At 57.4% G+C, this 26,853-nt stretch carries 21 protein-coding genes; 17 read left to right on the top strand and 4 right to left on the bottom strand.

Going from position 1 to position 26,853, the window contains the following annotated elements:
* The first annotated feature begins 79 nt into the window (after positions 1-79).
* The 3 genes from ACTHNE_RS00555 to corA all read left to right on the top strand — a co-directional run bounded on the left by ACTHNE_RS00555 (position 80) and on the right by corA (position 3,424).
* Positions 80-919, top strand: coding sequence for an HlyC/CorC family transporter (locus ACTHNE_RS00555; protein WP_440268296.1), 840 nt, complete (start codon positions 80-82; stop codon positions 917-919).
* Positions 920-1,119: 200 nt separating this feature from the next.
* Positions 1,120-2,337 (top strand): lipoprotein N-acyltransferase Lnb domain-containing protein, encoded by a 1,218-nt coding sequence (locus tag ACTHNE_RS00550; RefSeq protein ID WP_440268295.1) that lies wholly within the window; start codon positions 1,120-1,122, stop codon positions 2,335-2,337.
* Positions 2,338-2,410: 73 nt separating this feature from the next.
* Complete coding sequence (corA, locus tag ACTHNE_RS00545) at positions 2,411-3,424, top strand: magnesium/cobalt transporter CorA (protein ID WP_440268294.1); 1,014 nt, start codon at positions 2,411-2,413, stop codon at positions 3,422-3,424.
* A 107-nt stretch (positions 3,425-3,531) separates the two neighbouring features.
* Here corA and ACTHNE_RS00540 read toward each other — a convergent pair whose 3' ends face one another.
* Positions 3,532-5,661 carry a prolyl oligopeptidase family serine peptidase gene (locus tag ACTHNE_RS00540; protein WP_440268293.1) on the bottom strand — a complete coding sequence of 710 codons (2,130 nt, stop codon included), beginning with the start codon at positions 5,659-5,661 and terminating at the stop codon, positions 3,532-3,534.
* Between the two features lie 119 nt (positions 5,662-5,780).
* Here ACTHNE_RS00540 and ACTHNE_RS00535 point away from each other — a divergent pair, with 119 nt between their 5' ends.
* The 7 genes from ACTHNE_RS00535 to ACTHNE_RS00505 all read left to right on the top strand — a co-directional run bounded on the left by ACTHNE_RS00535 (position 5,781) and on the right by ACTHNE_RS00505 (position 14,726).
* Entirely contained in the window at positions 5,781-7,253 is a 1,473-nt protein-coding gene (locus ACTHNE_RS00535; RefSeq protein ID WP_440268292.1) for a hypothetical protein, read from the top strand.
* Positions 7,254-7,337: 84 nt separating this feature from the next.
* Complete coding sequence (locus ACTHNE_RS00530) at positions 7,338-7,772, top strand: pilin (RefSeq protein ID WP_440268291.1); 435 nt, start codon at positions 7,338-7,340, stop codon at positions 7,770-7,772.
* Positions 7,773-8,089: 317 nt separating this feature from the next.
* The gene (locus ACTHNE_RS00525; protein WP_440268290.1) at positions 8,090-8,524 is read left to right on the top strand and encodes a pilin; all 435 of its coding nucleotides are present in this window, start codon (positions 8,090-8,092) and stop codon (positions 8,522-8,524) included.
* 85 nt (positions 8,525-8,609) lie between these two features.
* Entirely contained in the window at positions 8,610-10,595 is a 1,986-nt protein-coding gene (locus ACTHNE_RS00520; protein ID WP_440268289.1) for a tetratricopeptide repeat protein, read from the top strand.
* A gap of 11 nt (positions 10,596-10,606) precedes the next feature.
* On the top strand, positions 10,607-12,568 hold the full coding sequence (locus ACTHNE_RS00515; protein ID WP_440268288.1) for a tetratricopeptide repeat protein: 1,962 nt from the start codon (positions 10,607-10,609) through the stop codon (positions 12,566-12,568).
* Positions 12,569-12,624: 56 nt separating this feature from the next.
* A complete protein-coding gene (locus tag ACTHNE_RS00510) occupies positions 12,625-13,704 on the top strand; it encodes a glycosyltransferase (RefSeq protein WP_440268287.1) in 1,080 nt (359 codons plus the stop codon).
* Positions 13,701-14,726: a glycosyltransferase family 2 protein gene (locus tag ACTHNE_RS00505; RefSeq protein ID WP_440268286.1), complete on the top strand. Its 1,026-nt coding sequence runs from the start codon at positions 13,701-13,703 to the stop codon at positions 14,724-14,726. The genes ACTHNE_RS00510 and ACTHNE_RS00505 overlap by 4 nt, the downstream gene beginning before the upstream one ends.
* A gap of 3 nt (positions 14,727-14,729) precedes the next feature.
* Here ACTHNE_RS00505 and ACTHNE_RS00500 read toward each other — a convergent pair whose 3' ends face one another.
* The 3 genes from ACTHNE_RS00500 to ACTHNE_RS00490 all read right to left on the bottom strand — a co-directional run bounded on the left by ACTHNE_RS00500 (position 14,730) and on the right by ACTHNE_RS00490 (position 18,121).
* A complete protein-coding gene (locus tag ACTHNE_RS00500; RefSeq protein WP_440268285.1) occupies positions 14,730-15,674 on the bottom strand; it encodes a glycosyltransferase family 2 protein in 945 nt (314 codons plus the stop codon).
* A gap of 15 nt (positions 15,675-15,689) precedes the next feature.
* Complete coding sequence (locus tag ACTHNE_RS00495; protein WP_440268297.1) at positions 15,690-17,198, bottom strand: lipopolysaccharide biosynthesis protein; 1,509 nt, start codon at positions 17,196-17,198, stop codon at positions 15,690-15,692.
* A gap of 68 nt (positions 17,199-17,266) precedes the next feature.
* A complete protein-coding gene (locus ACTHNE_RS00490) occupies positions 17,267-18,121 on the bottom strand; it encodes a glycosyltransferase family 2 protein (protein ID WP_440268284.1) in 855 nt (284 codons plus the stop codon).
* Positions 18,122-18,364: 243 nt separating this feature from the next.
* On the opposite strand from ACTHNE_RS00490, the gene pilB reads away from it, so the two are divergent.
* From pilB to ACTHNE_RS00455, 7 genes are all read left to right on the top strand, one after another.
* A complete protein-coding gene (pilB, locus tag ACTHNE_RS00485; RefSeq protein ID WP_440268283.1) occupies positions 18,365-20,092 on the top strand; it encodes a type IV-A pilus assembly ATPase PilB in 1,728 nt (575 codons plus the stop codon).
* Positions 20,093-20,231: 139 nt separating this feature from the next.
* Positions 20,232-21,500 carry a type II secretion system F family protein gene (locus ACTHNE_RS00480; protein ID WP_440268281.1) on the top strand — a complete coding sequence of 423 codons (1,269 nt, stop codon included), beginning with the start codon at positions 20,232-20,234 and terminating at the stop codon, positions 21,498-21,500.
* Positions 21,501-21,578: 78 nt separating this feature from the next.
* Entirely contained in the window at positions 21,579-22,436 is an 858-nt protein-coding gene (locus ACTHNE_RS00475; protein WP_440268280.1) for a prepilin peptidase, read from the top strand.
* A gap of 7 nt (positions 22,437-22,443) precedes the next feature.
* Positions 22,444-23,052, top strand: coding sequence for a dephospho-CoA kinase (coaE, locus tag ACTHNE_RS00470; RefSeq protein ID WP_440268279.1), 609 nt, complete (start codon positions 22,444-22,446; stop codon positions 23,050-23,052).
* A gap of 220 nt (positions 23,053-23,272) precedes the next feature.
* A complete protein-coding gene (locus tag ACTHNE_RS00465; RefSeq protein ID WP_440268278.1) occupies positions 23,273-25,033 on the top strand; it encodes a glutamine--tRNA ligase/YqeY domain fusion protein in 1,761 nt (586 codons plus the stop codon).
* Positions 25,033-25,590 (top strand): nucleoside deaminase, encoded by a 558-nt coding sequence (locus ACTHNE_RS00460; protein ID WP_324947629.1) that lies wholly within the window; start codon positions 25,033-25,035, stop codon positions 25,588-25,590. The genes ACTHNE_RS00465 and ACTHNE_RS00460 overlap by 1 nt, the downstream gene beginning before the upstream one ends.
* A complete protein-coding gene (locus ACTHNE_RS00455) occupies positions 25,587-26,324 on the top strand; it encodes a TVP38/TMEM64 family protein (protein ID WP_324947604.1) in 738 nt (245 codons plus the stop codon). The genes ACTHNE_RS00460 and ACTHNE_RS00455 overlap by 4 nt, the downstream gene beginning before the upstream one ends.
* Positions 26,325-26,853 lie beyond the last annotated feature (529 nt).

The following is a 26,853-nucleotide window of genomic DNA, read 5'->3' as shown; positions in this document are numbered from 1 at the left end:
ACCCCTTTGTCTCTGAACAGCAAAGCCTTTTCCGCTAGACTCATTTTCCCGCCCGGTTTGGGCTGTCTTTGCAAGAGTAATGAACGAGGACCCTGGCAGTACCAGCGGCCCGGCTCACCGAAAGTGGTGGGATCGACTGGGCCATCTGTTTTCCGGCGAACCGCGCAACCGCGAGGAACTGATCGACGAGTTGCGGACCGCCCAGGCCAACGGCCTGCTTGGCGCCGACACCCTTCCCATGCTGGAAGGCGCGCTCAGAGTCACCGAGCTCAACGTCGACGATGTGATGGTGCCGCGCGTGCAGATCGTGATGATCGACGTGGACTCGCCGCTACCCGACATACTTGCCGCCGTGGTGGAGTCCGGTCACTCGCGCTTCCCCGTGCACGGTGAAGACAAGGACGACATCCTCGGCATCCTGCTGGCCAAGGATCTGCTCAAGTACTTCGGCAACGGCCACGATTTCGACCTGCGCACCATCCTGCGCCCGGCCGTGCTGATTCCCGAATCGATGCGCCTGAACGTGTTGCTGGCCGAGTTCCGGCGCAGCCGCAACCACATGGCGCTGGTGGTGGACGAATACGGCGGCGTCGCCGGCCTGGTCACCATCGAGGACGTGCTGGAAGAAATCGTCGGCGAAATCGACGACGAGCACGACGACGAGGAAGAACCCAACCTGGTGCGCGCCCAGGCCGAAGGCGAATGGATCGTCGACGCCCTCACCCCCATCGCCGACTTCAACGAGGAAGTGGACGCCACCTTCTCCGACGAAGAATTCGACACCGTCGGCGGCATGGCCACCGCCGAATTCGGCCACCTGCCGGAAGTGGGCGAAAAGATCGCCATCGGCAACTTCGAGTTCCAGGTAACCCAGGCCGACGACCGGCGCGTACAGCAGTTCCGCGTCGTGCGCCGCTAGCAGCTTTGCTCCCTCTCCCCTCCGGGGAGAGGGCTGGGGTGAGGGGCCACCCTCGCGAGATATTTCGCGTAGGTTGGGGTGCGAACCCCAACATTGCCATGTTCGTATCGATCGCGATGTTGGGGCTCGCACCCAAACCTACCGTCCCCGCCACACACATCCGCTACCCTAACGCGTCCCCGCCAAAGACCGCCCATTCCATGCCCAAGGCCGGCCGCCTCTTCCTCATCGCCCTCGCCCTGCTCTGCTGCGCGATCCTCCCCGCCCACGCAGGCATCACCGACGCCCCCGGCGAAAAACTGGAAATCTCGCTGATCACCTACGGCCCCGGCGACATCTACTGGGAACGCTTCGGCCACGACGCCATCGAACTGCGCGACTCCGCCAGCGGCGAAGAAGTCGACTTCAACTACGGCGTCTTCAACTTCGACGAGAAGAACTTCTTCTTCAACTTCGCGCGCGGCCAGATGCACTACCTGATCGATGCCGAACCCACCACCGACGAACAGAACTTCTACGCCCAAGCCGGCCGCTCCGTCACCCAGCAACGCCTTGCGCTCACACCGCAACAGGCCGCCGCGCTGCGCGACTTCCTGCTGTGGAACCTGCGCCCCGAAAACGCCACCTACAACTACGACTACTACATCGACAACTGCACCACGCGCGTGCGCGACGCACTCGACCGTGCACTCGGCGGCGTCATCAAGGCACGACTCAGCAAACTGCCCGGCGGCATGACCTACCGCCAGCAAACCGTGCGCCTGATGAGCGCACAACCCTGGCTGATGCTGATCCTCGATCTCGGCCTGGGCCCCTACGCCGACCAGTCGCTCAACGCATGGCAGGAAAGCTTCCTGCCGGAAGAACTGCAAAAGAACCTGCGCAACGTTGCCGTTCCCGACGGCCACGGCGGCACGCAACCACTCGTACAAAACGAAACCCTGCTCTCACCCAACCGCCTTGATGCCCCGCCCGCCATCCCACCCGACCTGCGCCTTCCGCTCGGCATTGCCGGCCTGGTCTTCGCGGCGCTTATCGTTGTCACTTGGCGCTACGCACGCCTCGCCTATGCACTGCTCAGCACGCTGTTTCTGCTGGCCGCAGGCCTGGTCGGCCTCGTCATGCTGATGCTCTGGACCCTCACCACGCATCACTCCGCATGGGCCAACGCCAACCTGCTGCTGTTCAATCCGCTTGCGTTTGCGCTGCTGCGCGCGCCATGGCAAGCACGCAACAACATCGGTGTGTCACGCCTCGCCACGTCTGCTTTACTCATTCAACTGATTGGCCTGTTAATTGCCGTAGGCTTGCACCTGCTGCCGGGTGTCGTGCAGCAGAACCAGCCATGGATACTTTTTGCCCTGCCATGCTGGCTGGCGCTGGCATGGTCGCTACGCCAAACCGTACGTAACCGATAGCCGCCATCCCCGTGAAAGCGGGGACGCTTTCGCGAGACGCTGCTCGCATGCACATCGCGCAGGACCATGCCTCATGACCGATATCACTGCCTCCGCTCAAAACCCGCCAGACCCAGGCATGGTCGTCAATTGCGTCGCCTACCGCACCAACGGTACGCGTTTGCGCGACATCACCATCGACGACATCAGCGAAATACTGAAAGAACCCGACACCTTCGTCTGGGTAGGCCTGCACGAACCCGATGACTCCTTACTGGTGAAACTGCAGGAAGAATTCTGCCTGCACGACCTGGCCGTCGAGGACGCCCAGCAAGCCCACCAGCGCACCAAAGTGGAAACCTACGGCGATTCGCTCGTCATCGTGGTGCAAACCGCACAACTGATCAGCGGCCACATCGCCTTCGGCGAAACGCACATCTTCCTGGGCAAGCGCTACCTCATCACCGTCCGCCACGGTGCTTCGCTCTCCTACAAACCCGCACGCCGCTCCTGCGAGAAAACACCCGAACTGCTTGCGCTAGGCCCCAGCTACGGCCTCTACGGCGTCCTCGACTTCATCGTCGACAACCTGCTGCCGATCGTGCGCGAATTCCGTGAAGAACTGCAGGAACTGGAACAAGACATCTTCGCCGACACCCTCAACCGCGACACCGTCCGTCGACTCTACGACATGCAGCGCGACCTGATGACCCTGCGCCTGGCCGCCGCCCCCATGCAAGACGTCATCAACCAGCTCGTCCGCCTCCACCCCGAACTCATCCCCGACGATTTGCGCGTCTACTTCCGCGACGTCTACGACCATGTCTTCCGCGTCAACGAATCGGTCAGCGCCATGCGCGAGATGCTGACCGCCGCCATCAACGTCAACCTCGCCCTGGTCACCTTCGGCCAGAACGAGGTGATGAAAAAGCTGGCTGGTTGGGCGGCGATGCTCGCCGCTCCCACGTTGATCACGAGCTGGTATGGGATGAACTTCACGCATATGCCGGAGCTTAGTCAGCCGTGGGCATATCCGGCAATCATGGGGATTGTGGCGTGCGTGGTAGGCACCATTTATGTATGGCTGAAGCGCGCTAAATGGTTTTAGTGGCAAATGACTCGCCCCCGCGCGGCCGTCATTCCCGCGAAAGCGGGAATCCATTTTGCTTTTAGCTTACAACTATGGACTCCCGCTCAACACCAAGCAATATGAAATTACGGTTTGCCAGACGATGCATCCTGCGCCGTCCACTTCTTCAACCACGCATTGACCGTCTCATGCCACTGCACACTGTTCTGTGGCTTCAACACCCAATGATTCTCATCCGGGAAGGTCAGGAATTCACTGGGGATACCTTGACGCTGTAGCGCAGTGAACGCCCCCAGACCTTGCGTGATAGGGATACGGAAGTCGTTACCGGAATGAACGACCAGCATCGGCACACGCCAATCCTTCACATGATTGACAGGATTGAATTTCTCGTAGTTCTCAGGCACATCGAATTGGGCACCGCCGTTTTCACGCTCTTCGAACCACAGCTCTTCCGTCGCGTAATACATCATCCGTGCATCGAATACGCCGTCATGATCCACCAGGCATTTCCACGGTTTGTTCCATACACCTGCAATCCAGTAGGTCATGTAGCCACCGTAACTGGCCCCCAGGGCGCAAGCGCGATCGCCATCCAGGAAATGATATTTATCCAGCGCCGCCTGCCACCCGAGCTTCAGATCTTCCAACGGCTTGCCACCCCAGTCGCCCGAAATGGAATCGGTGAAAGCCTGCCCATAGCCGGTGGACCCATGAAAATTGATGGTAACGACGGCGAAGCCCTGGCCCGCGTACGTCTGAGGATTCCAGCGATAGCTCCAATCGTTGTTCATGGCTCCCTGCGGGCCGCCATGGATGATAAAAGCGACCGGATATTTGTGGCCGGCCTTGTAATCCACCGGCTTCACCACGTAACCCTGCACGGTTTCGTTGTTCCAACCTTTGAAAGTGAAGAACTCGGCGTCACCCATCTTGGCGTTCTTCAGGCGCTCCGCATTGAAGTGCGTAACCTGCTTTAAATCCTTGCCTTCAACATTGGCCGTGTACAGATCGGATGGACGCTTGAGGTCGTCACGCGCCAGCAGAATGCGCTTGCCAGCCACAGAATAGGCACTTACCGCGCCATTGCCGATCACCTTCCGAACCTTGCCTGTACTAGCATCAACGGCAAACAGCGGATGCTCGCCCTCATCATCCGCCGTGACCAATAGGGTTTTGCCGTCCGCACTTATCTGCATCCCACCGGCCGAGCGATCCCAGGAAGGATCTACTTCATGAGTTGCGCCGGTTGCGAGGTCGAGCGCCATGATTGCGAAACGATCGGCCTCGAAACCAGGCGTTTTCATGGCAAGGTAGTAAAGCGTCTTGCCATCCAGCGAAGGCACGGGGTAGGCATCCCACGCCTTGTTGCCTTCCGTAAGGTCCTGCGGTGTAGCACTACCATCCGCCGGCACCTTATAAATATCGAAATTGGTCGACCACGGCTCGCTATTACCCGCGACGCGTACGCTGAAATACACGGTGTTGCCGTCAGGCGAGAATGCGAACTCACTATCATCGCCGAAGGGTTTGCTGGGCACGTCGCCATCAATGCCCCTGCTCAGTGGGGTCGGCTCCGCCGGCAGGCTGCCATCCGCGTTGAAGCGCGCCATGTAAAGCTGACTGCGCCGACCGTCCGCCCATGTATTCCAGTGACGCACAAACAGTTTTTGATAAACCGTACCGGTCGACTTGTCTTTGGCACGGCCGTCCAGCCGCTCCTTGGTGCAGACCAGATCGTTGCAATCGGTAAACACCGCGTAAGAGAACAGAACACTCTTGCCATCGGGCGAAAGTTTGTACGCGTCGACATCCAGCGAACCGTGGCTGACCTGCACGGGCGTCGTCGAAGCCGTCAACGCAGTGCCATGCTTACCGACAGGAAAATCCAGACGCCATAGCTGGGCCACGCCATCGACCGGGGCGACGTAATAAAGGTGGTGGCTATCCGGCGACCAACGCGGGGACGATCCCTCGACTGCCTTGACGGGCTTGCTGCCGGAATCGCCTAGATCCTGCACATAAATGGCACTGATGCCCTTGTTGGCGACGTAATCGGTACTACGGACGTTGTAGGCAACTTGATGGCCATCAGGCGATAGTTGCGGGTCGCTGACGCGATCCATCATCACCAGGTCATTGATGCTGAAAACATGCGGTGAGTGATCCTCCATGGATGTGTCGTGGGACAATGTACTCGCCGATATCGACATAGCCGGCAACACTGAGAAGAACACCGCGAACAAAGTCTTCATATTTTCTCCCTAATCGAATTTCGGGTAATCAATCGCCGTAACGTCAATAGCTTATTGGGTCTCGTTGCCGAAAGCCTATTTCTACGATAATTTGCGCCGAGCATCCCAGGACAATCGCAATGTGGCGCCTGACGCCACATTGCGCGGCAAGTGGGCTGTTGTCTCGCGTGCACCATGATCATCAGATCACTGTTCAGCCCCATCTTATCCGGCTCACCATGGAAGCATCAAAAAAACTTAAAGCACCACCTTTCCAGGCAACCGCACAGCGCATGTCCCGACATTGGAGAGCAGTTCTTCTCTTCGTCACATTGTTTGCGCTTCTACTGCGCGCCTATTTTGCTTTCAGTGCCATAGTGGACCACCCCATCAGAGGTGACGCGATACAATATGTAACTGCCGCCTGGAATATGGTCCACCGGCAAGTGTTCTCTATCGCTCCACCCAACAACCCGGTTGTGGTGGGTGACAGCTACAGAGATCCGGGCTACCCGTGCTTCCTTGCAGGTTGGCTTTTTCTTTTTGGCAATGTCGGGGAAAAATGGTATTTGGCCATATTGGCGACTCAAGCATTGCTTGGTGCTCTCACAATTCCATTGCTGCTTTCCGCCTTACGCCACCATCTGCCGGAGCATTGGCTCTTAGGCGCAGGGCTGCTTATGGCTATATGGCCCCATAGTGTAACGGCCTGTATCTATCTGTTAAGCGAAACCCTCTTCGCCTTTTTGTGCTCACTATCGCTTTTCTTGTTGAGCCTCGCTCTAGACCGGAAAGGATATCTGTGGCCAATCTTATGCGGGCTAAGTTTTGGCGCAGCTGCACTGACGAATGCCGCACTCATTCCTTTCGCACTCCTGCTTGCCGCAGGGCTCCATCGGCTGCGATATTTGGATCGAAGATCTGCTCTGGCGTTCGCAGCAGCCGGGCTGCTGTTGCCCGCCGCGTGGCAAGTACGCAATATGCAGCTTCCAGCAACCAACGAGACGTCAGGAGGAAGAGCCCTAGTCAATTTCGTACAAGGATCATGGCCGGAATATCATTCAAGCTGGCGCGCTTACGTTGGGGGTGATCCTGCAGCCAAGCGCATGCAAGAGCAAATTCTGGAAGAAGCAAACCTGCTCCGAGAGCGTCCTGCTTCTGGCGCAAAGGCAATGGTGAAGCGTTTTCAACAAGCTCCCGGGCGATACTTCTTATGGTATTTAAGCAAGCCTATGCGCCTATGGGGTTGGGACATTCAAATCGGACAAGGCGATATCTATATCTACCCGACCCTGAATTCGCCTTTCAGTTACAACCCTTTATTACGAGCTTTGGCGGCTATATGCCACGCTTTCAATCCTTTTTTGATGTTATTCGCAGCCTGGGGCTGCCTAACCTCGCTGCAGCGCAAGACTGACGCTAATGGAATAATGACAGCAATGGCACTTATGGTGCTTTACATAACGCTGATTTACTCGGTATTGCAAGCCGAACCGCGGTACGCCATTCCATTCAGAGGCGTGGAAGTTTTGTTAGCAGCAATTGGGGCATCGCAGGCTTGCCTCTGGTTAAAGCGCTATCGGCGCCCCACCATAACAAAACTCGATAATTAGCCAACTCGATCACAGATGCGGCAACCATGGCTTTTGCTGGTACGGGCTGTGCTTTGTGCTTTGCATCCTAACAGGGGAAACGTCATGGGCCGCCCGGCAGTCGAACGAGGTTTTACACTTATAGAGTTGATGATCGTGGTCGCGATCATCGCCATTCTTGCAGCCATAGCGGTACCTGCTTATCAAAATTACCTCATACGAGCCCAAGTATCGGAAGGTATTAGCTTGGCGTCCGGAGCTAAGGCTGCCGTCTGGGACTACGTCGCCAACACCGGCACCTATCCACCGAGCAACATCTCCGCCGGCTTGGCATCCTCTACTTCCATTGCGGGTAGCTATGTGTCGTCCGTGAACGTATCGAGTGGAGTGATCCAGGTTAGTTATAACCGGCCTCGCACCAATACTGCCATTCAAAACGGCACGCTGCTGCTTTCACCCACCCTGGGAACAGGCAGCATTCAATGGATATGCAAATCCACCAGTCTAAGCAGCATGTACCTGCCGAGCTCATGCCGCTGATGGCTCGCCGCACCGACAGATTGCGTCAACATTGGACGCAATGCGTCATACCCCATGCCGCTGATCACAGGAATGCGCCGCAGCTCATGACACTTGGTGCGCGACCCGGGACAAGTCTGCGTGACCGCCGCCACAATCTGACAGGCAGGATTGAACAAGCCTCTGGAACAAGCATTTAATGGCATATAAGCTGCTTGAACGTTCACGAGTCTCTGGTCGGAACCTGACCGATGTATGGGGTACCGGTCCTGCCTAGGGGGATTCGGGGCTAGGGCTCAAGAAATAAACGGTTAGCTGACCACACTAGAGGATCCACCATGAAGAAAATCCAGCAAGGCTTCACCCTGATCGAACTGATGATCGTGGTCGCGATCATCGCGATCCTGGCGGCCATCGCCATCCCGGCCTACCAGAACTATCTGATCCGCGCCCAGGTCTCCGAAGGTGCCGTTCTGGCCGATGGCCTGAAGACGCCCATGGCTGAGTTTTATGCCAACACAGGCAAATTCCCCGGCCAGAATGTCTCGGCTGGTATTGCCACTGCTGCCAGCGTCTCCGGCAAGTACGTTTCCAGCACCGACGTTGGTACGACTACCGGACAGATTACGGCGGTCTTCAATAGCACCACGTCCAACACCGCCATCCACGGCAAAAAGTTCATCCTGTCAGCAGTCCCTAGCAACGGCTCGATTGCCTGGACCTGCACGAAGAGTGACGTCGATCCGAAGTATCTGCCGTCTTCCTGCCATTAATCTGATTTTTGCCGATCTGCTATAGATCGGGAATTGGATATGTCGACAAAGGGCCGCCATGCGGCCCTTTGTTTTTGGGGTTCACGTGAATCAGCTGTTCAAGAAATCCGCCACCATTACTGCGCTTGCAAGCCTGATGCTTCTTTGCATCATCTGCTATTGGCCAGGGCTGCATGGCGAATTCCTATTCGATGACTTCGGAAATCTGGACGCATTGGGAGCGCTTGGGCCAGTACATGATTGGGCCTCCTTTTGTCGCTACATCACCTCAGGACATGCGGATCCTACGGGGCGTCCCCTGGCCTTGCTTACCTTCCTGCTAGATGCCCGGGATTGGCCTGCCTCGCCACTTCCTTTCAAGCGAACTAACCTGCTCATCCATTTGCTTAATAGCGCACTGCTTTGGAGATTGCTATTAGCATTGGGCCATCTTGCGGGCCAGGATAAGAGCCGGCCTCGCAAGGCTGCGTTAGTTGGTGCAGCACTGTGGGCGCTGCATCCACTGCTAGTATCAACGACGCTCTATATTGTGCAGCGAGAGGCAATGCTTGCAGCAACGTGCACATTGGCTGGACTACTAGCGTGGCTACATGGAAGGCAGCTTTGGCTTCAAGGTGGCCATAAACCTCGCGGCATTGCATGGTGTCTTATTGGCTTGGTGGCATTTACTTTTTTGGGAGCTTTAGCCAAGGCGAATGGAGTATTGCTACCTTTGCTTGCCCTAAGCATTGAAGCCTGCTTTCCAGAACATCCTTTCTCCGACAAGCCGAAGGCGCCAACTGCATATCGTAGGTTGCTCCTGCTTTTCGCTGGTGTGCCAAGCGGATTACTTGCCGGCTATCTGCTTTGGACAGGCGCACGCGGCGTCATCGCAGGCAATGTAATCAGCGGAAGAAGCTGGACTCTGGCACAGCGTCTTCTTTCAGAGCCACGCGTGTTGATGGATTATTTACAGTTGCTCTGGTTGCCGCGTCCCTGGTCCAACGGCCTGTTCAACGATCAATACGTCGCCTCGACCTCGCTGTTACACCCTCTTGCTACGTTACTAGCGCTGACAACTTTGCTGTTACTGCTATGCGCTGCGGCACTACTTCGTCGGCGACAACCCGTGCTCGCCCTAGCCGTTTTTTTCTTTTTTTCGGGCCAGCTATTGGAGTCAACCAGTATCCCCCTGGAGCTCTATTATGAACATCGCAACTATCTTCCCGCGCTGTTGATGTTTTGGCCACTGGCCTGGTGGTTGGCAGATAGCCGAACCCTTGCAGGCGTAAAGCTTATCTTGTTGATAAGCTTACCATTAGGCTTGGCCTGGATGACTTATCTCCGCGCCAATGAGTGGGGGCATTCGGATACTCAAGCCTTGCTCTGGGCTCGCATCAACCCAAAGTCTCCTCGCGCACAAGCCTATGCCGCGATGGTTGAAATGAGTAAAGGTCTTTACCTGTCAGCGGTCAACCGGCTTGAGCGCGCTATTGCCGATTATCCCGCTGATCCGCAACTCGCATTTACGCTTATTGACGCCCACTGTGGTACCGGCACCGTATCTGCGCAGGTAATCGCGGATGCTACGTATACCGTGCGCAACGCCACATTGCGCGGAAGTGTATATGCCGCTTGGCTGGATCATGCGCTGAGTCTGGCAAACTCGGGCAAATGCCTCGGGCTAGGCCTTGACGACGTGCGACGCATCACTGAAGCAGGCTTGGCTAACCCTGCCCTGCAGGCACCCGGTACAGAGCAGGACTTTACCTTTGTTCAAGCACAGGTAGAGCTGGCTCAGAGACAAGCCTTGCTTGCACTTAAGAACTTCAAACATGCACTCGACATCCAGGTGCGACCCGACCTTGCCTTGAGAGCCGCGGCAACATTGGGTTCCAACGGTCATCCGAGACTTGGTTTGAACATGCTCGACTATTATATAAGCGTCTCTAATAAGGCCGTGGTGGCTGACCCCGGCATGCCCCATTTTCATGCCTGGGTACTTGCTTACCAAAATTATTGGCCGGGAGAGCTGAAGCACCTGCACGACCAATTGCTTGCTGATGCGGTGGCACGGCATGCTAGTCCTTGACTCTCACCCTTATGCTGATGTCATTCATGCGTCCATATCTTGTCGCGGCAGCAATCGTTCTGATGTGCGCCATCTCCGCAAGCCTGTATTGGCCGGGACTGCATGGCGGCTTTCTCTTCGATGACTATCCCAACATCGTCGATAACAAAGGCGTACAACCTGCCGACGCAACATTTGGCTCGTTAGTTCGTGCATCCCTATCCTCTCCCTCTAGCGATCTTAAACGACCGATTTCGTCCCTAAGCTTTGCGCTCAATTATCTAGCGGCAGGCCTCGATCCGTTCTGGATGAAGGTGACCAATCTGGTCATCCATCTCGTGAATGGCCTATTGGTCTTTTGGCTGACGTCCATGTTGCTGGCTTCGCCAAAACTGAGAGTGAGTCAACAACGAGCAACAACGCTATCGCTATTCATAATGTTTGCCTGGTTGATACTTCCGATCAACCTCACTGCTGTGCTCTATGTAGTACAGCGCATGGAAAGCCTAGCCAACGTCTTTGTATTGCTTGGTCTTATCGGCTATCTTGTGGGCCGACAGCTTGATGGATGGCGCGGACTTGCCATCAGTACTGCAAGCCTCGTTTCGTGCACGGCAATAGGAGTGCTTGCCAAGGAAACAGCTGTCATGCTTCCGCTGTATGCCCTGATTATCGAATGGATACTATTCGGATTTCGCGACCCACACTTCGCTAATTTTGAATCCTCGAAAAGCCCGCTTGATCGTCGTATCGTGGTCTTATTCGTATTGGTATTGGCTGTACCCATGACTATGGGACTTGCGTGGCTAGCCCCGAGCTTCCTTAACCACGCAGCGTGGGCTACACGCGATTTCACGCTCGGCACTCGTTTGCTGAGTGAGGCACGCGTTCTAGTCGATTATATCCTTTGGACGTACGCACCCACACCCCATGCTCTTTCGTTCTACCACGACGATTTCGACGTCTCACAAAGCTTACTGGCCCCTTGGACCACACTCCCGTGCCTTCTTATCCTCGTGATGCTGAGTGCAGCCATGGTGACCTTGCGCCACTGCCAGCCTCTGTTGGCACTCGGCCTTGGTTTCTATCTGAGCTGCCATCTCCTGACAGGCACTGTCCTACCGCTTGAGTTGGTATACGAACACCGGAACTATTTTGCCAGTTACGGTTTGCTGCTCGCTTTGTTTCCTTTTTTGATAGCTGATCCCGGGGCAAGCTTGCCACTAGCTCGCTGGACCATGCTTGTAGGCCTGACGCTTCTGTGGTGCGGCATGACATGGACGACCGCCGCAGCTTGGGGAAATCCTTTACGGTTGTCTGAAGAATTGGCTGCACGAGCCCCCGACTCACCTCGCGCGCAATACGAACTCGGACGCACCTATATTATCTACTCGCATTACGATCGAAATTCGCCGTTCACACAGAAGGCCTACGCCCCCCTGGAGCGTGCAGCCACATTACGTGACTCATCGATCCTCCCAGAGCAAGCTTTGATCTTCATGAACGCGCGCATGCATCTCCCGCTCAAGGATGCATGGTGGCAGAGCATGATCGAAAAGTTGCAAAGCCGAAAAACTACAGTACAAGATGAGAGCGCATTGGGTGCATTGATTACTTGCGCGCGCGACGGAGGGTGCGATTTGCCTTCGGACAAAATGCGTGTAGCCATCGCAGCAGCGTTGAGCCACCCCAACCCTAACGGACGCCTCCTTTCTGAAGCCGGGGACTACACCCTAAACGTACTTAATGATGCACCTGAGGCAGTCGCTTACTTCAAGCGTGCAGTGACAGCAACTCCTGGCGAACCCGTTTACAAGGTGACGCTGATAAAACTTCTGATTGCCATGGGACAATTTGATGAGGCACGTGAAGAGCTATCGCATATAACACCTCAGCAAAAACTCATGCTGCCTCCTGGCACCATGGAATACCTCGCCGGATGTCTGGCAAATGATCGTACCTATGTATGCCCTCAACGCCATATAGATGGGTAGGGATGAGACCAATAGACCAACCAGGCAACGGCTGCACACGTCCTCCCTTTTTTCGGGTGATACATATCGTTGCTTATCGCGATCGCTCATTTCCACGCAACGCGGGTATCGTCCGCGCGCTTGAGCTAGCTCCGGACTTTGCCCTGTCGATCGCTCACAACCAAAACGCTAACTGGCGACGGTACATTGAGACGTGGCGCGCACTACGTAAGCTGCGTCGCACCGTCGATCCAGATCTTTATCTCTTCGGTTTCAGAGCTCACGAGATATTTTGGCCATTTCTGTTCAGCATGAAAGGAAAGCCCATTATCTTCGACGCATTGATGTCCCCCTACGCTGCGCTCTACGAAGAACGTAAATTGGGCTGGCTTGGATACCTATTAGCTCCGTTGGTCTTCTGGTTGGAACGGAGCATATTGCGTCGCGCCGATATGGTGCTTACGGATACTGCAGCACATATTGCGTACTACCAGCGAACATTCGGCTTGCCATCAAGCAAACTTTGCGCGCTGCCGGTAAGCGCTCCAGATTTGGAACAGCGACCGCTTGCGCTACCCTTGCGGGCAGAATCCTTCACGGTGCTATTTTTTGGGTCGTTTCTTCCTCTTCATGGCGTCGCAGTTATTGTTCAGGCAGCTTCCCAACTCCGAGACCTACCGATCCATTTCGAGTTTATCGGTGGGGGTAAGGCCAAACAATTACACACTGCTTGCGCGGCTGCCGATGTCAAACGATACAGGCATCGACCTTGGGTGCCATTTGAAGAGCTGTTGAGCAAGGATATTCCGGCCGCGAGCCTTTGTTTAGGTGGGCCTTTTGGCGGCACCACACAGGGACGCCGGGTGATAACAACCAAGACAGCACAATGCTTGGCCGCCTCCCGCGCTACCGTCGTAGGTCGTGGCGAGGCCGATATCGGCTTTATTGACAGAAACAATTGCCTACTCGTTGAGCAGCACAATCCGCAGGCGCTCGCTGATGCAATTCGATGGGCGTTCGAACATCAACATGCCCTCGCCGAAATCGGCGAAAATGGTAGAAAGCTCTACGACAAGCAGCTTTCTACGCATGTTATTGCCGAACGCCTGATACCTTGCTTAAAAGCGCTCGCCGCGGGATCAGATGCCGAAACATGAGTACAGTACCGCCCCCTATCGATATCAGCGTATGCATCGCCAATTATAATGGTGGCGAATACGTACTTGATTGCTTGAAATCTGTTTACCTGCAGCAAGGTAATTTTTCTCTGGAGGTCATTGTTCATGACGATGCTTCCATTGATGATTCCTTCGCCAAAATAAGAAGCGCCTTCCCTAACACGAACCTGTTAACCAGCGACACTAACGTAGGATTTTGCATCAGCAACAATCGCATGGTACAGGCGGCCAACGGGCGCTTTATTCTGCTCCTGAACAATGATGCGAGATTGCGACCTGGAAGTCTGGAAACACTGCTTGCATACGCCAATGCAGGGCATGCTTCGGACGTGCTCGGCCTCCCCCAATACACATTGGTTGACGGAAGCCTGGTCGATCGCGGTTATCGCACTGATCCTTTCTTGAATCCGGCTCCCATCTCTACTGTCGAAACGCACGAAGCAGCCGTCGCCACGGGAGCATGCCTTTGGATACCAATGGAGGTATGGAATAAGGTGGGCGGATTTCCACCGTGGTTCGAGTCCATTGCAGAGGACATTTTCTTTTGTGTCGCTGCGCGTTTGCTGGGCTACGGAGTCAAGATTCTCAAAGCGCCCGGTTTCGATCATTGGATTGGTCGGAACCTGGGCGGAGGGAAGGTCATTGACAAACGACTCAATACAACGGTACGCCGCCGTGCATTTAGTGAGCGCAACAAAATTTTTGTGCTCCTGATGTGCTATCCCACCTTTTTTCTTATCACCATGTTGCCGCTGCATGCGCTGCTTCTTTTGCTCGAAGCTATATTTCTTTTGCTTACCGGCAGTGGAGTGGCGAAGATTAGAAGAATCTATGGAGGCATTCCTGCTGCGTTATGGCGCCACCGATTGGATGCGCTCAAATGGCGACAGCGATTGATGAAACAAAGGCAGATACATTGGAATGCCTTTTTTTCCCAGACCACTTGGCTTCCCCAGAAGCTTGTGCTTCTACTACGCCACGGTAAGCCAACACTGACATAATACTCAGCGTCCCAGCGCTCCCATGCGCCCACGCACGCCGTGCCACACCCCTCGCAAAGTCATTTTTGCCGTCTCAAGACGTTGATCACCGAAGACAATCTGACTATACGCGGCCCCGAAAGTAAACCATGCATGCCTGAGCTTCCATCGCGCCGAAATATACGGAAGTCGGCATAGCCCGAAGAAATTTCGGACCTGATAATAAACTCGTGTAGGGCTGTAAACACTCATATTGCGCCAATACAAATACCACACACGAAGCTGACGTTCGCCCAAGCGTTGGTACATTTTTGCTCGTTCCGTTCCGTAAAGAACAAACCCCTTCGCTTTGGCTCGCAGGCACCACTCTATATCCACTTTATCTATGAAGAATTCCTCACGCATGAGACCAACTTCATCAAAAATCGATAATGGTACGAGTGTGCCCGACGTTATCAGGGTCAGTGCTTCTACCTCCGGTTGCTCTGCGCTTGGCCGACGATGCCCATAAAAAAATTTATGAGGAATATCGACCTGGAACGGGAAGACAATACCCGTATGGATGTCGGTGAATAGAGGACCAATAGCGGCAACCTTTGGACTATGCAGCGTAACTCGCTGATAGCTATCGAGTAGCCCATCCACCATGTCAGCAGCCGGCAAGCTATCCTGGTCGCTTAGCAACACGAATTTTGCCTTTTGGCTACGCGCCCACTCGATGCCAACATTTAGACCTTTGGCAACTCCGAGATTCTCATGCAACCTGATCAGGGTAATCTGCTCAGTCGGAAGAAGCTCATGCAGTAGCTGTTCAACGGTTGTATTGGAGGCAGGACTATTATCGACGATGGCAATACTTGTGACCTGAGGCAAAAGCGCAAGCAGCAGCTCGGTCAATGTCTCTGAATCAGGATGAAATGTCACCACGACCGCGCAAACTACAGGATCTTGGCGCTTGAATACTTTCATGAATATCTGACTCGATCAAAGAGAGCTGGCGGCGCGGAAATGGCTGAACAGCACCGACCGAAGCAGCGGAGAAAGAGCTAGAGAAATTGCCACTGCTCCCACACCACTAGCACATATGCCTAATACCATCATGGGCAATGTCGCTCCTGCCAACGCAGAATGGCCGAAGAAATAAAGAAACGTCACCCCAACTGACAAAGCTGAAACTGCAGGAATACTTACATCCTTAAATATCCACCGCCATGCATGCTGCTTAAGGTAATAGCGATGAGTTAGCCACGTACACAGAACCAGATAGAAAATATGAAGTATCAGCCACGCCGTGGCCGCCCCGAGTTCCGCATAACGCAAGGCCAGCACAATAATCAGCGGAAAATATAAAGCCAGCAACAAGCTATTGATTAGCAGCGGAAGCTTAGCATTGCCGTACGCCAACTGCAGCGCATATGGCATAAACATAACACCATGAAACGCCGATCCTATGATCAGCAACGTCAAAACCGGCGCCACTTGTGCGGCAAGATCCGCGTTATGCGTCCATACTCGCACCAATGGTTGGGCATATAGCGCCACGACCATAGCTACAGGAAAGACGAGTGTGGCAAGCAGGCGAGTCGAAAGCCGATAAAGATTAAGAAGCCGAGCATCTTCGCCGGCAGCAACAAGCGCCGAGAATCTTGGGGACAAAACATTGTAGGTTGGCATGACCAAGAGATAAAGGCCGCCGGCGAGCAGACTTGCTATTGCGTAACGGCCATAAACACTTAGTGGCACCAGTTTGCTAAGCACGAGCTTATCGGCCTGCATCAGCAAGGCCCCAGTCATGGTGTGTGTACCCAGGCCCACTGAAAAACGCCAAATCCGCCTCAACTCCGATGCTTCAAATCGGAAGCCGCCTTTGCGTTCCACGACACTCCATGCAAGCCGTCGCGTCACGGTCGTATAGATAAACCCTACGGCTGCTTGCCATAAAAAAAAGGCATTGATCGTAGGCGAAACCCAACGGAGCAGAGCAATAGCTCCCAGGGCGCCCACCGCCACCATAGTTACATTCGCCTTGATGAGCAAAATTAGCCGCTGGGCACCAAGTAGGGTACCGCTGTACAGCGTCAGCGGCCAGCGTGAAGCTACCACCAATCCCATAATCATAACGGCGCGCGTTACCTCGACAGGCGAAAGATGGTTCGTCTGCAGCCAATAACGAGCAATCCAATTCGCTCCGATCAAAAACAGTAGGGCAATACCAACAGCCACGACCACATAGATACGCTCTAAGGTAGACAATAGCGGCGCGACGCTTCTTGTATTCCCCAACTCGATCTGCCTTGCAACCTCGCGGCTCATCGTGGGAGCAAGCCCCAAATCCAACATCGCGAGCAAAGTCGTCAGCGTCGTGTAGAACCCAATCAAGCCATACGCTTCGGTACCAAGGAAATGCAAATAGAAAGGCGTGGCCAGCACGTTGATCAGTGCACTTGTCCCCGAATTGCCAAGTGCGGCAATTAGATTCCAGCCAAGCCGCACGATCAAACCTCGGAAGGAATATTGAGTTGCACAGCATCAACGAAATTGACGTCAGTCGGATGCATCTTTTAGCCGTCCCTTCGATACATAAGTGACGTGATTTGCTCCGACACCAGCCCAATCAGGAATACGATGACCGAAGCGCTCCACATGAGGGTGCTCATGTTGGTCAGCCTGCCATAGTGGGTAAACGTCCAGGCGTAGTTCATGGATCCCAAAAGGAAAAAGACAGCACTGGCCGGAACGAATAGTTTGAGTGGTGAATACAGCGTGGCGATTTTGAAAATGATCAACAGGAATCGCATACCGTCGCGCAGGGGTCGAATATGACTTTTTCCTATGCGCTGGGCAGCTTTAATAGGAACATAGACAACGGGGTATGCACTACGAAAAAACGCCATTGTTATCGTTGTAGGGTATGAAAACCCATTCGGAAGTAAATGCAAAAACTCTCGAAACTGATTGGCTTTAACCGCACGGAAGCCAGAAGTAAGATCTGCTACAAAATGACCAGTCATGCGCGTAGCCAACCAGTTGTAAAACGTATTGGCCAGTCCACGTCCGACACCTGCCTGACTCCCCCAATTACGCGCGCCAACTGCCATGTCGTGTCCGCATTCAATCTTTTCCAGCATTCGCGCTACATCGTCCGGATCATGCTGACCATCAGCGTCCATGAAGATAAGCACATCGCCCTTCGCAGCTCGGGCTCCACGTTTGATGGCTGCTCCGTTCCCCATGGAGTAGGGGGAACTTAAGCATTGAACACCATGTTTCTCGCATATCGTGCGCGTATCGTCTGTAGAGCCATCATCCACAACTATGATTTCCGCAGAAGGTTGCGCTAAACGAAGGCGCGGCAGTAGCTCCTTTAGTGCGGCCGCCTCATTTTTTGCAGGAAGGATGATGCTGAGCGTGTTCAAGCGATGGGTTTCCCGTGAATCCGCGAATCATAGCGTGACACGGTAGATAGCTTTGCCAAGCTCTTCCCACGCCAAGCATTTTCACCATGAGGATAGCCGAGCGGCGACCGCTCACCTATGGGCTCGTGCCGCCACCATGGTAGGCGCTAGAGCCCGGCAACAAAACCAGCAACAGTCGATAGCACGCCACCCCCAATGTGCGCTAAATTCGAGCCCAATCAGGGGATTTAGGTAGGTTTTATCATGTCATCGCAGCCGCAGCCCAGCGCACTTGGCCTGTCCGGACTGGCTCGCCGGCTGGTTTCCGAGGGTTTGCTGCCGGAGGCCGACGTTCGCAAGGCCGTCACCGAGTCGAGCCAGCAGAAGAAAACCTTGACCGGCTGGCTGCTGGACCAGAATCTGGTCGACAACAGCCGTCTGACCCAGATCGCCTCGGCCGAGTTCGGCATGCCGATCTTTGATGTGTCAGCACTGGCTCCGGCCAGCATGCCTACCAGCCTGATCAGCCAGGAGCTGATGACCAAGCACCAGGCCCTGCCGTTGATGAAGCGCGGCAAGCGGCTGTTCGTAGGTATCGCCGACCCCATGCAGTTGCATGCGCTGGATGAGATCAAATTCCATTCCAACTGCATGGTGGAGCCCGTCCTGGTCGAGCGGGCGCAGCTCAGCCGTGCCATCGATACCGCGGTCAGCACGCTCAACAACGTGGCGCCCGATCTCGGCGGCGGCGACCTGGAAGATTTGGTTCTTGAATCGGCGGACGAGGACGGTGAATCCAGCGGGGGCGGCATCGATGCCACAGGTGGCGACGATGCTCCCGTCGTGAAATTCGTCAATAAGATCCTGGTGGATGCCATCCGCCGCGGCGCTTCGGACATCCACTTCGAACCCTTCGAAACGCAGTATCGCGTACGCCTGCGTATGGACGGCATGTTGCGCGCCGTCGCGAGCCCCCCGCAAAAGCTGGCCAACCGTATTTCCTCGCGCCTGAAAGTGATGGCCGGCCTGGACATCGCCGAGCGCCGCGTGCCGCAGGACGGCCGCATCAAGCTCAACCTGTCCAAGAGCCACGCCATGGACTTCCGCGTGAGCACCCTGCCTACGCTGTTCGGCGAGAAGATCGTGCTGCGTATCCTGGACAGTTCCTCGGCCAAGTTGGGTATCGACAAGCTCGGCTACGAGGATGCCCAGAAGAAACTCTATCTGGACGCCATCCACAAGCCCTACGGCATGGTGCTGGTCACCGGCCCTACCGGTTCGGGTAAGACCGTTTCGCTCTACACGGCGCTGAACATCCTCAACACGGCGGAACGCAACATCTCCACCGTGGAAGATCCGGTGGAAATCCGCGTGGAAGGCATCAATCAGGTGCAGCAGAACGTCAAGCGCGGCATGACCTTTGCCGCGGCCCTGCGCTCCTTCCTGCGCCAGGACCCGGACGTGATCATGGTGGGCGAAATCCGCGACCTGGAGACGGCGGAAATCGCCATCAAGGCGGCCCAGACCGGCCACATGGTGCTCTCAACGCTGCATACGAACGACGCACCGCAGACCATTTCCCGCCTGATGAACATGGGCATTCCTCCCTATAGCATCACTTCGTCCGTCACGCTGGTGATCGCCCAACGTTTGGCACGACGCCTGCATAGCTGCAAGAAGCCGATCACCTTGCCGCCGCAGGCCTTGCTGGCTGCGGGCTTTACCCAGCAGGAGATCGACGAGGGCATGACGATCTACGACGCCGTGGGTTGTCCCGATTGCAACGAAGGCTACAAGGGTCGTGTGGGCATCTACCAGGTGATGCCGATGGTGGAGGAGATACAGAAGATCGTGCTGGAAGGCGGGAACGCCCTGCAGATCGCCGAGGTGGCCCGCAAGATCGGCGTCAACGACCTGCGGGCCTCGGCGCTGTTGAAGGTCAAGGCGGGGGTCACCAGCCTTGCCGAAATCGATCGCGTTACCAAAGACTGACGTCATATCGCGACCGTTTTCATACCAGACTTGCGCGGGCGGCCACGAAATGGGTCGCCAAAGTACCGTAAGCTGGTGATTGTCTTGCCCGTAGCGCTGGCATCCCGGCGCCGGGTCCGATTATTGGGGGATTAGAGACATGGCCACGGTTACCGCCGCCACCAAGAACACCCGACAGCAAGCCGTCCAGCGCGCCCAAGTCAGCCAGATGCCCACCTATGAATGGGTGGCGCTGGACAAGCGTGGCAAGCGCATGACCGGATCCATGCCCGCCAAGAACGCCTCGTTGGTAAAGGCCGAGCTGCGCCGGCAAGGCATGAACCCGCAGACCGTGAAGGAGCGCGCCAAGCCGCTGTTTGGCGGCTCGGGTAGCGCGGTCAAGCCGCGCGACGTGGCGATTTTCAGCCGTCAGATCGCCACCATGATGGCCTCCGGCGTGCCGATGGTGCAGTCCTTCGACATCATTGCCGATGGCCAGAAGAACCCGCGCTTCAAGAACATGCTGGTCGATGTGAAGCAGAGCATCGAGGGCGGTTCCACGCTGCACGAAGCGCTCGGCCAATACCCGGTGCAGTTCGACGAGCTTTATCGCAACTTGGTACGCGCCGGCGAATCGGCCGGTGTGCTCGACACGATTCTGGATACGGTCGCCACCTACAAGGAAAAAACCGAGGCCATCAAGGGCAAGATCAAGAAGGCGCTGTTCTATCCCATCATGGTGATGGTGGTGGCCGTGGCAGTGATCATGATCATGCTGTTGTTCGTGGTGCCAGTGTTCGCCAAGACCTTCAAGGATGCCGGCGCCGAACTGCCGGCCCCCACGCAGTTGCTCGTAACGATGTCGGCCTTCATGCAGGAGTACTGGTACATCGTGCTCGGCGGCCTTATCGGCGGCATCGTCGCGCTCATCATGGCCAAGAAGCGCTCGGTGAAATTCGCCCACTTCCTGGACCGCCTGTCGCTCAAGCTCCCGGTCATGGGCAACATCCTTCGCCAATCGGCCATTGCGCGATTCTCCCGTACGCTTGGCGTGACGTTCCGCGCCGGCGTGCCGCTGGTGGAAGCGATGGACGCCGTGGCGGGAGCAACCGGCAGCGTCGTCTATTCTGATGCCGTGCATCAGATGCGCGACGACATCGCCGTGGGCCACCAGCTGCAGCTCGCCATGCGGCAGACCGGGTTGTTCCCGAACATGGTCGTGCAGATGGTCGCCATTGGTGAAGAATCGGGCGCACTGGACTCCATGTTGTTCAAATGCGCCGAGTTCTACGAAGAAGAAGTCAGCAACGCGGTCGATTCGCTGGCCTCCCTGCTCGAACCGCTGATGATGGTGATCCTGGGTACGGTGGTGGGCGGCATCGTGATTGCGCTCTACCTGCCCATCTTCAAACTCGCCGGCACGTTCTAATCACGCCCTACCCCACGCGCCACATCATTGCCGCCAAGCGGCGATAATGTGGCGCGTTTTCATACCTACGGTTCACGCATGCCCGATTTCCCGCTGACAGTCTGGATCGTTATCGCAAGCGTGCTGGGCCTGATCGTCGGCAGCTTCCTCAACGTCGTGATCCTGCGTCTGCCAGTGCGGCTGGAAGCGTTCTGGCGGCGCGAGGCGCGTGACATCCTCGGCCTGGAACAGCCTGATGAACCGCTGCCGCCGGGCATCGTGCGTGAAGGTTCGCACTGTCCCCAGTGCAAGCATCCGTTGGCCGCGCATGACAACATCCCGCTGCTCGGCTGGCTCATGCTGCGCGGGCGATGCCGCTACTGCAAAACGCCGATTTCCATCCAATACCCGCTTATCGAGCTGCTGACCGGTGTACTCAGCGTTGTCGTCATCTGGAAGTTTGGTCCCACCACCGCTGGCCTCGCCGGCCTGTTTTTTACTTGGGTGCTGGTGGCGGCGTCGGGCATCGACTTCCGCACGCAATTGCTGCCGGACCAGCTCACCTTGCCGCTGCTCTGGGCCGGCCTGTTGCTCAGCCTGACGCATCTTTTCGTGCAGCCCTCGGCTTCGATCCTGGCCGCCGCCATCGGCTACCTCAGCCTGTGGAGCGTGTACTGGCTGTTCAAGTTGCTGACCGGTAAGGAAGGCATGGGCTTTGGGGATTTCAAGCTGCTCGCCGCGCTGGGCGCATGGATGGGACCGATGTCGCTGTTGCCAGTGGTGCTGCTTTCTTCACTGATCGGCGCATTAGTGGGCGGCGCATTGATCGCCTTGCGCAAGCACGGGCGCGAGGTGCCGATGCCGTTCGGGCCGTTCCTCGCCGCGGCGGGATGGGTATGGTTTGTCGCGGGCGATCAGCTTGCGCATGCCTACATGAGTTTCACCGGGCTGCGGTGAGCAGGCCATGCCGTTTACGGTAGCCCTCACCGGCGGCATCGCATCCGGCAAGAGCGCGGTGGAGCAGCGTTTCCGTGCGCTGGGCGTGCCAGTGTACGACGCCGATCAGGCCTCCCGTTTCGTGGTGGAGCCGGGTAGCGATGGGCTGGCAGCGATCGTCGAGGCGTTCGGCCGCGAGGTGCTCGATGCCCATGGCCGCCTGGATCGTCCGCGCATGCGCGAGCGCGTGTTCAGCGACCCTACCGCGCGCAAGACCCTGGAAGCGATCGTGCACCCACGCATCCGCCAGTGGATGCTGGAGCAAGTGCAAGCCGACAAGAGCCCCTATGTGATGCTGGCCATTCCCTTGCTGGCTGAAAATATCGGGCATTACCGTTGGGTGGATCGGATCCTGGTGGTCGATGCGCCCGAACCGACCCAGCTGCAGCGGCTGATGCGGCGGGATGGCATGAATGAAGACCTGGCCGTGCGCATCCTCGCTACGCAGACCTCCCGCACCGCTCGCCTGGCGCTGGCGGACGACGTGATCGACAACAGCGGAGCGGAAGCGGGGCTTGAGCCGAGGGTGGCTGCCCTGCATCAACGTTACCTGGCGATGGCTGCCGCGCGGGAATAGTCGTCACGTTGCGCTCAAGCCCCTCCCCTATTTACAAGGGAGGGCCGAGGTAGGGTTGTTTGAGCTTGTCGCACTGTCGGACTTCGTTGCGAGGTTGCTTCACCCCACCCCAACCCTCCCTTACTACACGTAGGGGAGGGAGCAATCATCGGCGCAGTTCCGTAATCCCTTCAACCGGTTAAACTTGGAAATTCCCGTTCCCGACGTGACTCCCGATCCGATGTCCACCTCGTCCGCTGCCGCCACGCCTGCCGTACCCCCCGAGACCGACGCGCCGCGCGATTTCATCCGCCAGATCATTCGCGAGGACTTGGGCACCGGCAAGCACACAGCCATCCGCACGCGCTTTCCGCCCGAGCCCAACGGCTACCTGCACATCGGCCATGCCAAGGCGATCTGCCTGGATTTCGGCATCGCCCGCGAGTTCGCCGGCTGGTGCAATCTGCGCCTGGACGACACCAACCCCGGCAAGGAAGACCCGGAGTTCGTCGAGGGCATCAAGGACGACGTACGCTGGCTGGGCTATGAGTGGCACGACCTGCGCCATGCCTCCGACTATTTCGAGGTGCTTTACCGCGCCGCTCTCAAGCTGATCCAGGACGGCCACGCCTACGTCGATGACCTCACCGCCGAGGAGATGCGCGAGTACCGCGGCACCCTCACCGAGCCGGGCCGCAATTCGCCGCATCGCGAGCGCAGCGTAGAGGAAAACCTGGACCTGTTCCGCCGCATGCGCGCGGGCGAGTTCGCCGACGGCAGCAAGACGCTGCGCGCCAAGATCGATATGGCCTCTGGCAACATGAACTTGCGCGACCCGGCCATCTACCGCATCCGCAAGGTCACCCACCAGAACACCGGCGACGCCTGGCCGATCTACCCCATGTACGACTACGCGCACTGCCTGTCCGATGCGTTGGAAGGCATCACCCACTCGCTGTGCACGCTGGAATTCGAAGATCACCGCCCGCTCTATGACTGGTTCGTGGACAAGGTGGACCTGCCCAACCATCCGGAACTGTGGCAGCACATGCGCGACGCCGGCTTCAAGACCGAACCGGCCAAGCCGCGTCAGATCGAATTCTCCCGCCTCAACCTGAGCTACATGATCACCAGCAAACGCAAGCTGGCCCAGCTGGTGAACGAAGGCCTGGTCGACGGCTGGGACGACCCGCGCATGAACACCTTGCGCGGCCTGCGCCGGCGCGGCTTCACCGCGGGCGGCATCCGCCTGCTGATCGAGCGCCTGGGTGTGAGCAAGCAGAACAGTGTCATCGACTACGCCATCCTCGAGAATTGCGTGCGCGAAGACCTGGACGCCACCGCACCGCGCCGCATGGCCGTGATCGATCCGCTCAAGCTGGTGATCACCAACCTGCCGGAAGGCCACGAAGAATCGCTGAGCTTCTCCAACCACCCCAAGGACGAAAGCTTCGGCACGCGCCAGGTGCCGTTCGCACGTGAAGTGTGGATCGAGCGCGAGGATTTCGCCGAAGTGCCGCCGAAGGGCTTCCATCGCCTCAAGCCCGATGGCGAAGTGCGCCTGCGCGGCGTGGGCATCGTCAAATGCGTGGACGTGGTCAAGGCCGCCGACGGCAGCATCAGCGAAGTGCATTGCACGCTCGATCCCGAATCGCGCTCCGGCCTGCCCGGCGCCGAGCGCAAAGTGAAAGGCACCATCCACTGGGTCAGCGCCAAGCATGGCGTGGCCGCGGAAATCCGCCTGTACGACCGCCTGTTCAACGTGCCCACGCCGGACGACGAAAGCGACGGCAAGAGCTGGATCGAGCACATCAATCCGGACGCCAAGCGCATCGTGCGCGGCTGGCTGGAACCTGCCGCGGCGCAAGCCGCGCCCGAGCAGCACCACCAGTTCGAACGCCTCGGCTACTTCGTGGCCGACCGCCTGGATCATCGCCCCGAATCCCCCGTGTTCAACCGCGCCGTTACCCTGCGCGACACTTGGGCCAAGCAAAGCGCATGATGCTGCCGCTGCAGATCCACCTTACCCTGCCGCCATGGATCGAAGACGTCGCCGACACCAGTGGGCGCTATCTCACGGACGAGGAACGCGTAGGGCTGGCGATCGAGCTGTCACGGCGCAATATCGAGCACGGCCAGGGTGGGCCGTTCGGCGCTGCGGTATTCGATGAGCACGGGCGCCTGATCGCCGCTGCTGCAAACCGCGTCATCCCGCAAAGCTGCTCGGTCGCCCACGCCGAAATGCTCGCCTACATGGCTGCGCAGCAGCGCCTGGCCAGCTATCGATTGAACGAACAGGGTGGCCACTACACCCTCGCCACCAGCGCGCAGCCCTGTTGCCAGTGCTACGGGGCCACCTTCTGGGCCGGCGTCGATACCTTGTTGATCGGCGCTCGCGGGGAAGACGTCGAAGCACTGACGCAATTCGACGAAGGCCCGCTGCCTGCCGACTGGGTCGGCGAACTGCAACGCCGCGGCATCGCCGTGCGATGCGATATCCTGCGCGACGAAGCGCGCGCCGTGCTCGCCGCCTACGGCGCCCGCGGAGAAAGCTATTGAACCGCCTGCGCGCCGCGCTGCCGCTGTTGCTGCTGGTCGCAGCGGGCATCGTGCTGCTGGCGTCGGGTGTGTTCGATCGCATCCATCCCGAGCAACTGGTCGCACATCAAAATCAGTTGCATGAGCACCTTGCCGAACACCCCTGGCTGAGCCGGCTGGGCTACATCGGCCTGCTGGTGCTGGCCACGTGTACGGGCGTTCCGGTCACCATCCTGCTGATCCTCGCGGCCGGTTTCGCGTTCGGTGTGGTGGAGGGCACGATGTATTCCTCCATTGGCCTCACGCTCGGCTCGCTGATTTTGTTCCTCGCCAGCCGCTACGCCTTCGGCATCGGCAGCAAGCATCCGCCGGCCATCACGGCCAAGCTGCATCACGGCTTCGAACGCCATCCCGTGGTCTACACCATGTTTCTGCGGCTGGTGCCGGTGGCGCCGTTCGGCCTGGTCACCATGGCGCTGGCCTGGTTTCGCTGCTCGCTGTGGTTGTTCCTTGGCGCCACCTGGTTAGGTGGCACGGTCATGCTCGTGTTCGAAACCTCCGTGGGCGCCGGGTTGAGTCATGCGCTCGCCCATGGGCAAAAAGTGGGCTTCGGCTTGATTTTTGATCCCAGCGTCATCGCTCCACTTGGCGTACTGGCGCTGCTGTCGCTTGTGCCGCTCGCCATGGAAAGGTTCAAGTCGCGCTGGCATCCATCGTCCGCGTCACGCGTGGACGATGCGGATGACCGGCCCTGAATCAGGCCGTGCAGGCTCCGCCCCTGTTTTATGGAGCGCGGCATCCCGTGCAACCCGGACTGCGGGAAAGCGTTGAAGTGAGGGGCGAATCCCACCGGGCCATGACGTCCCTGCGCGCAGAGGAAACCCTGTGCATCCTTGCCTCATGCGTCCTTGCATGAAGATATTCCCGACAACTATTCGCCCCTCACCTCAACCCTCTCTACAAAGCCGGCTGCTGGGCCCAGTGCCCACTTCCAAACCTTGCGCATGCGCCAGCTCCGTCCATGGCACCTGCATCATCACCGGCCAGCGCAACGCATACCCGTAGGCAGGGTGGGCATGCTGCGCATGGCTGGATGTATGCCGGTGTGCTGGTCACCCGTACGCTCATGGGCAGGTATGCTCACCTTGCAATACCCACACCGATGACACGCCGGGCCGCGCATTGGCGCTCACCCAGTGTTGCGCCCGATAAATCTTGCCCTCGTAGATCACCCGGTTGTTGCCCTCATAGGGACGTGCGGCATCCCACGGCACCGGCACGTTG

The organism is Dyella sp. (assembly GCF_051954575.1).
GTDB lineage: Bacteria > Pseudomonadota > Gammaproteobacteria > Xanthomonadales > Rhodanobacteraceae > Dyella_B.
This window is presented reverse-complemented; position numbering and strand designations above follow the sequence as displayed.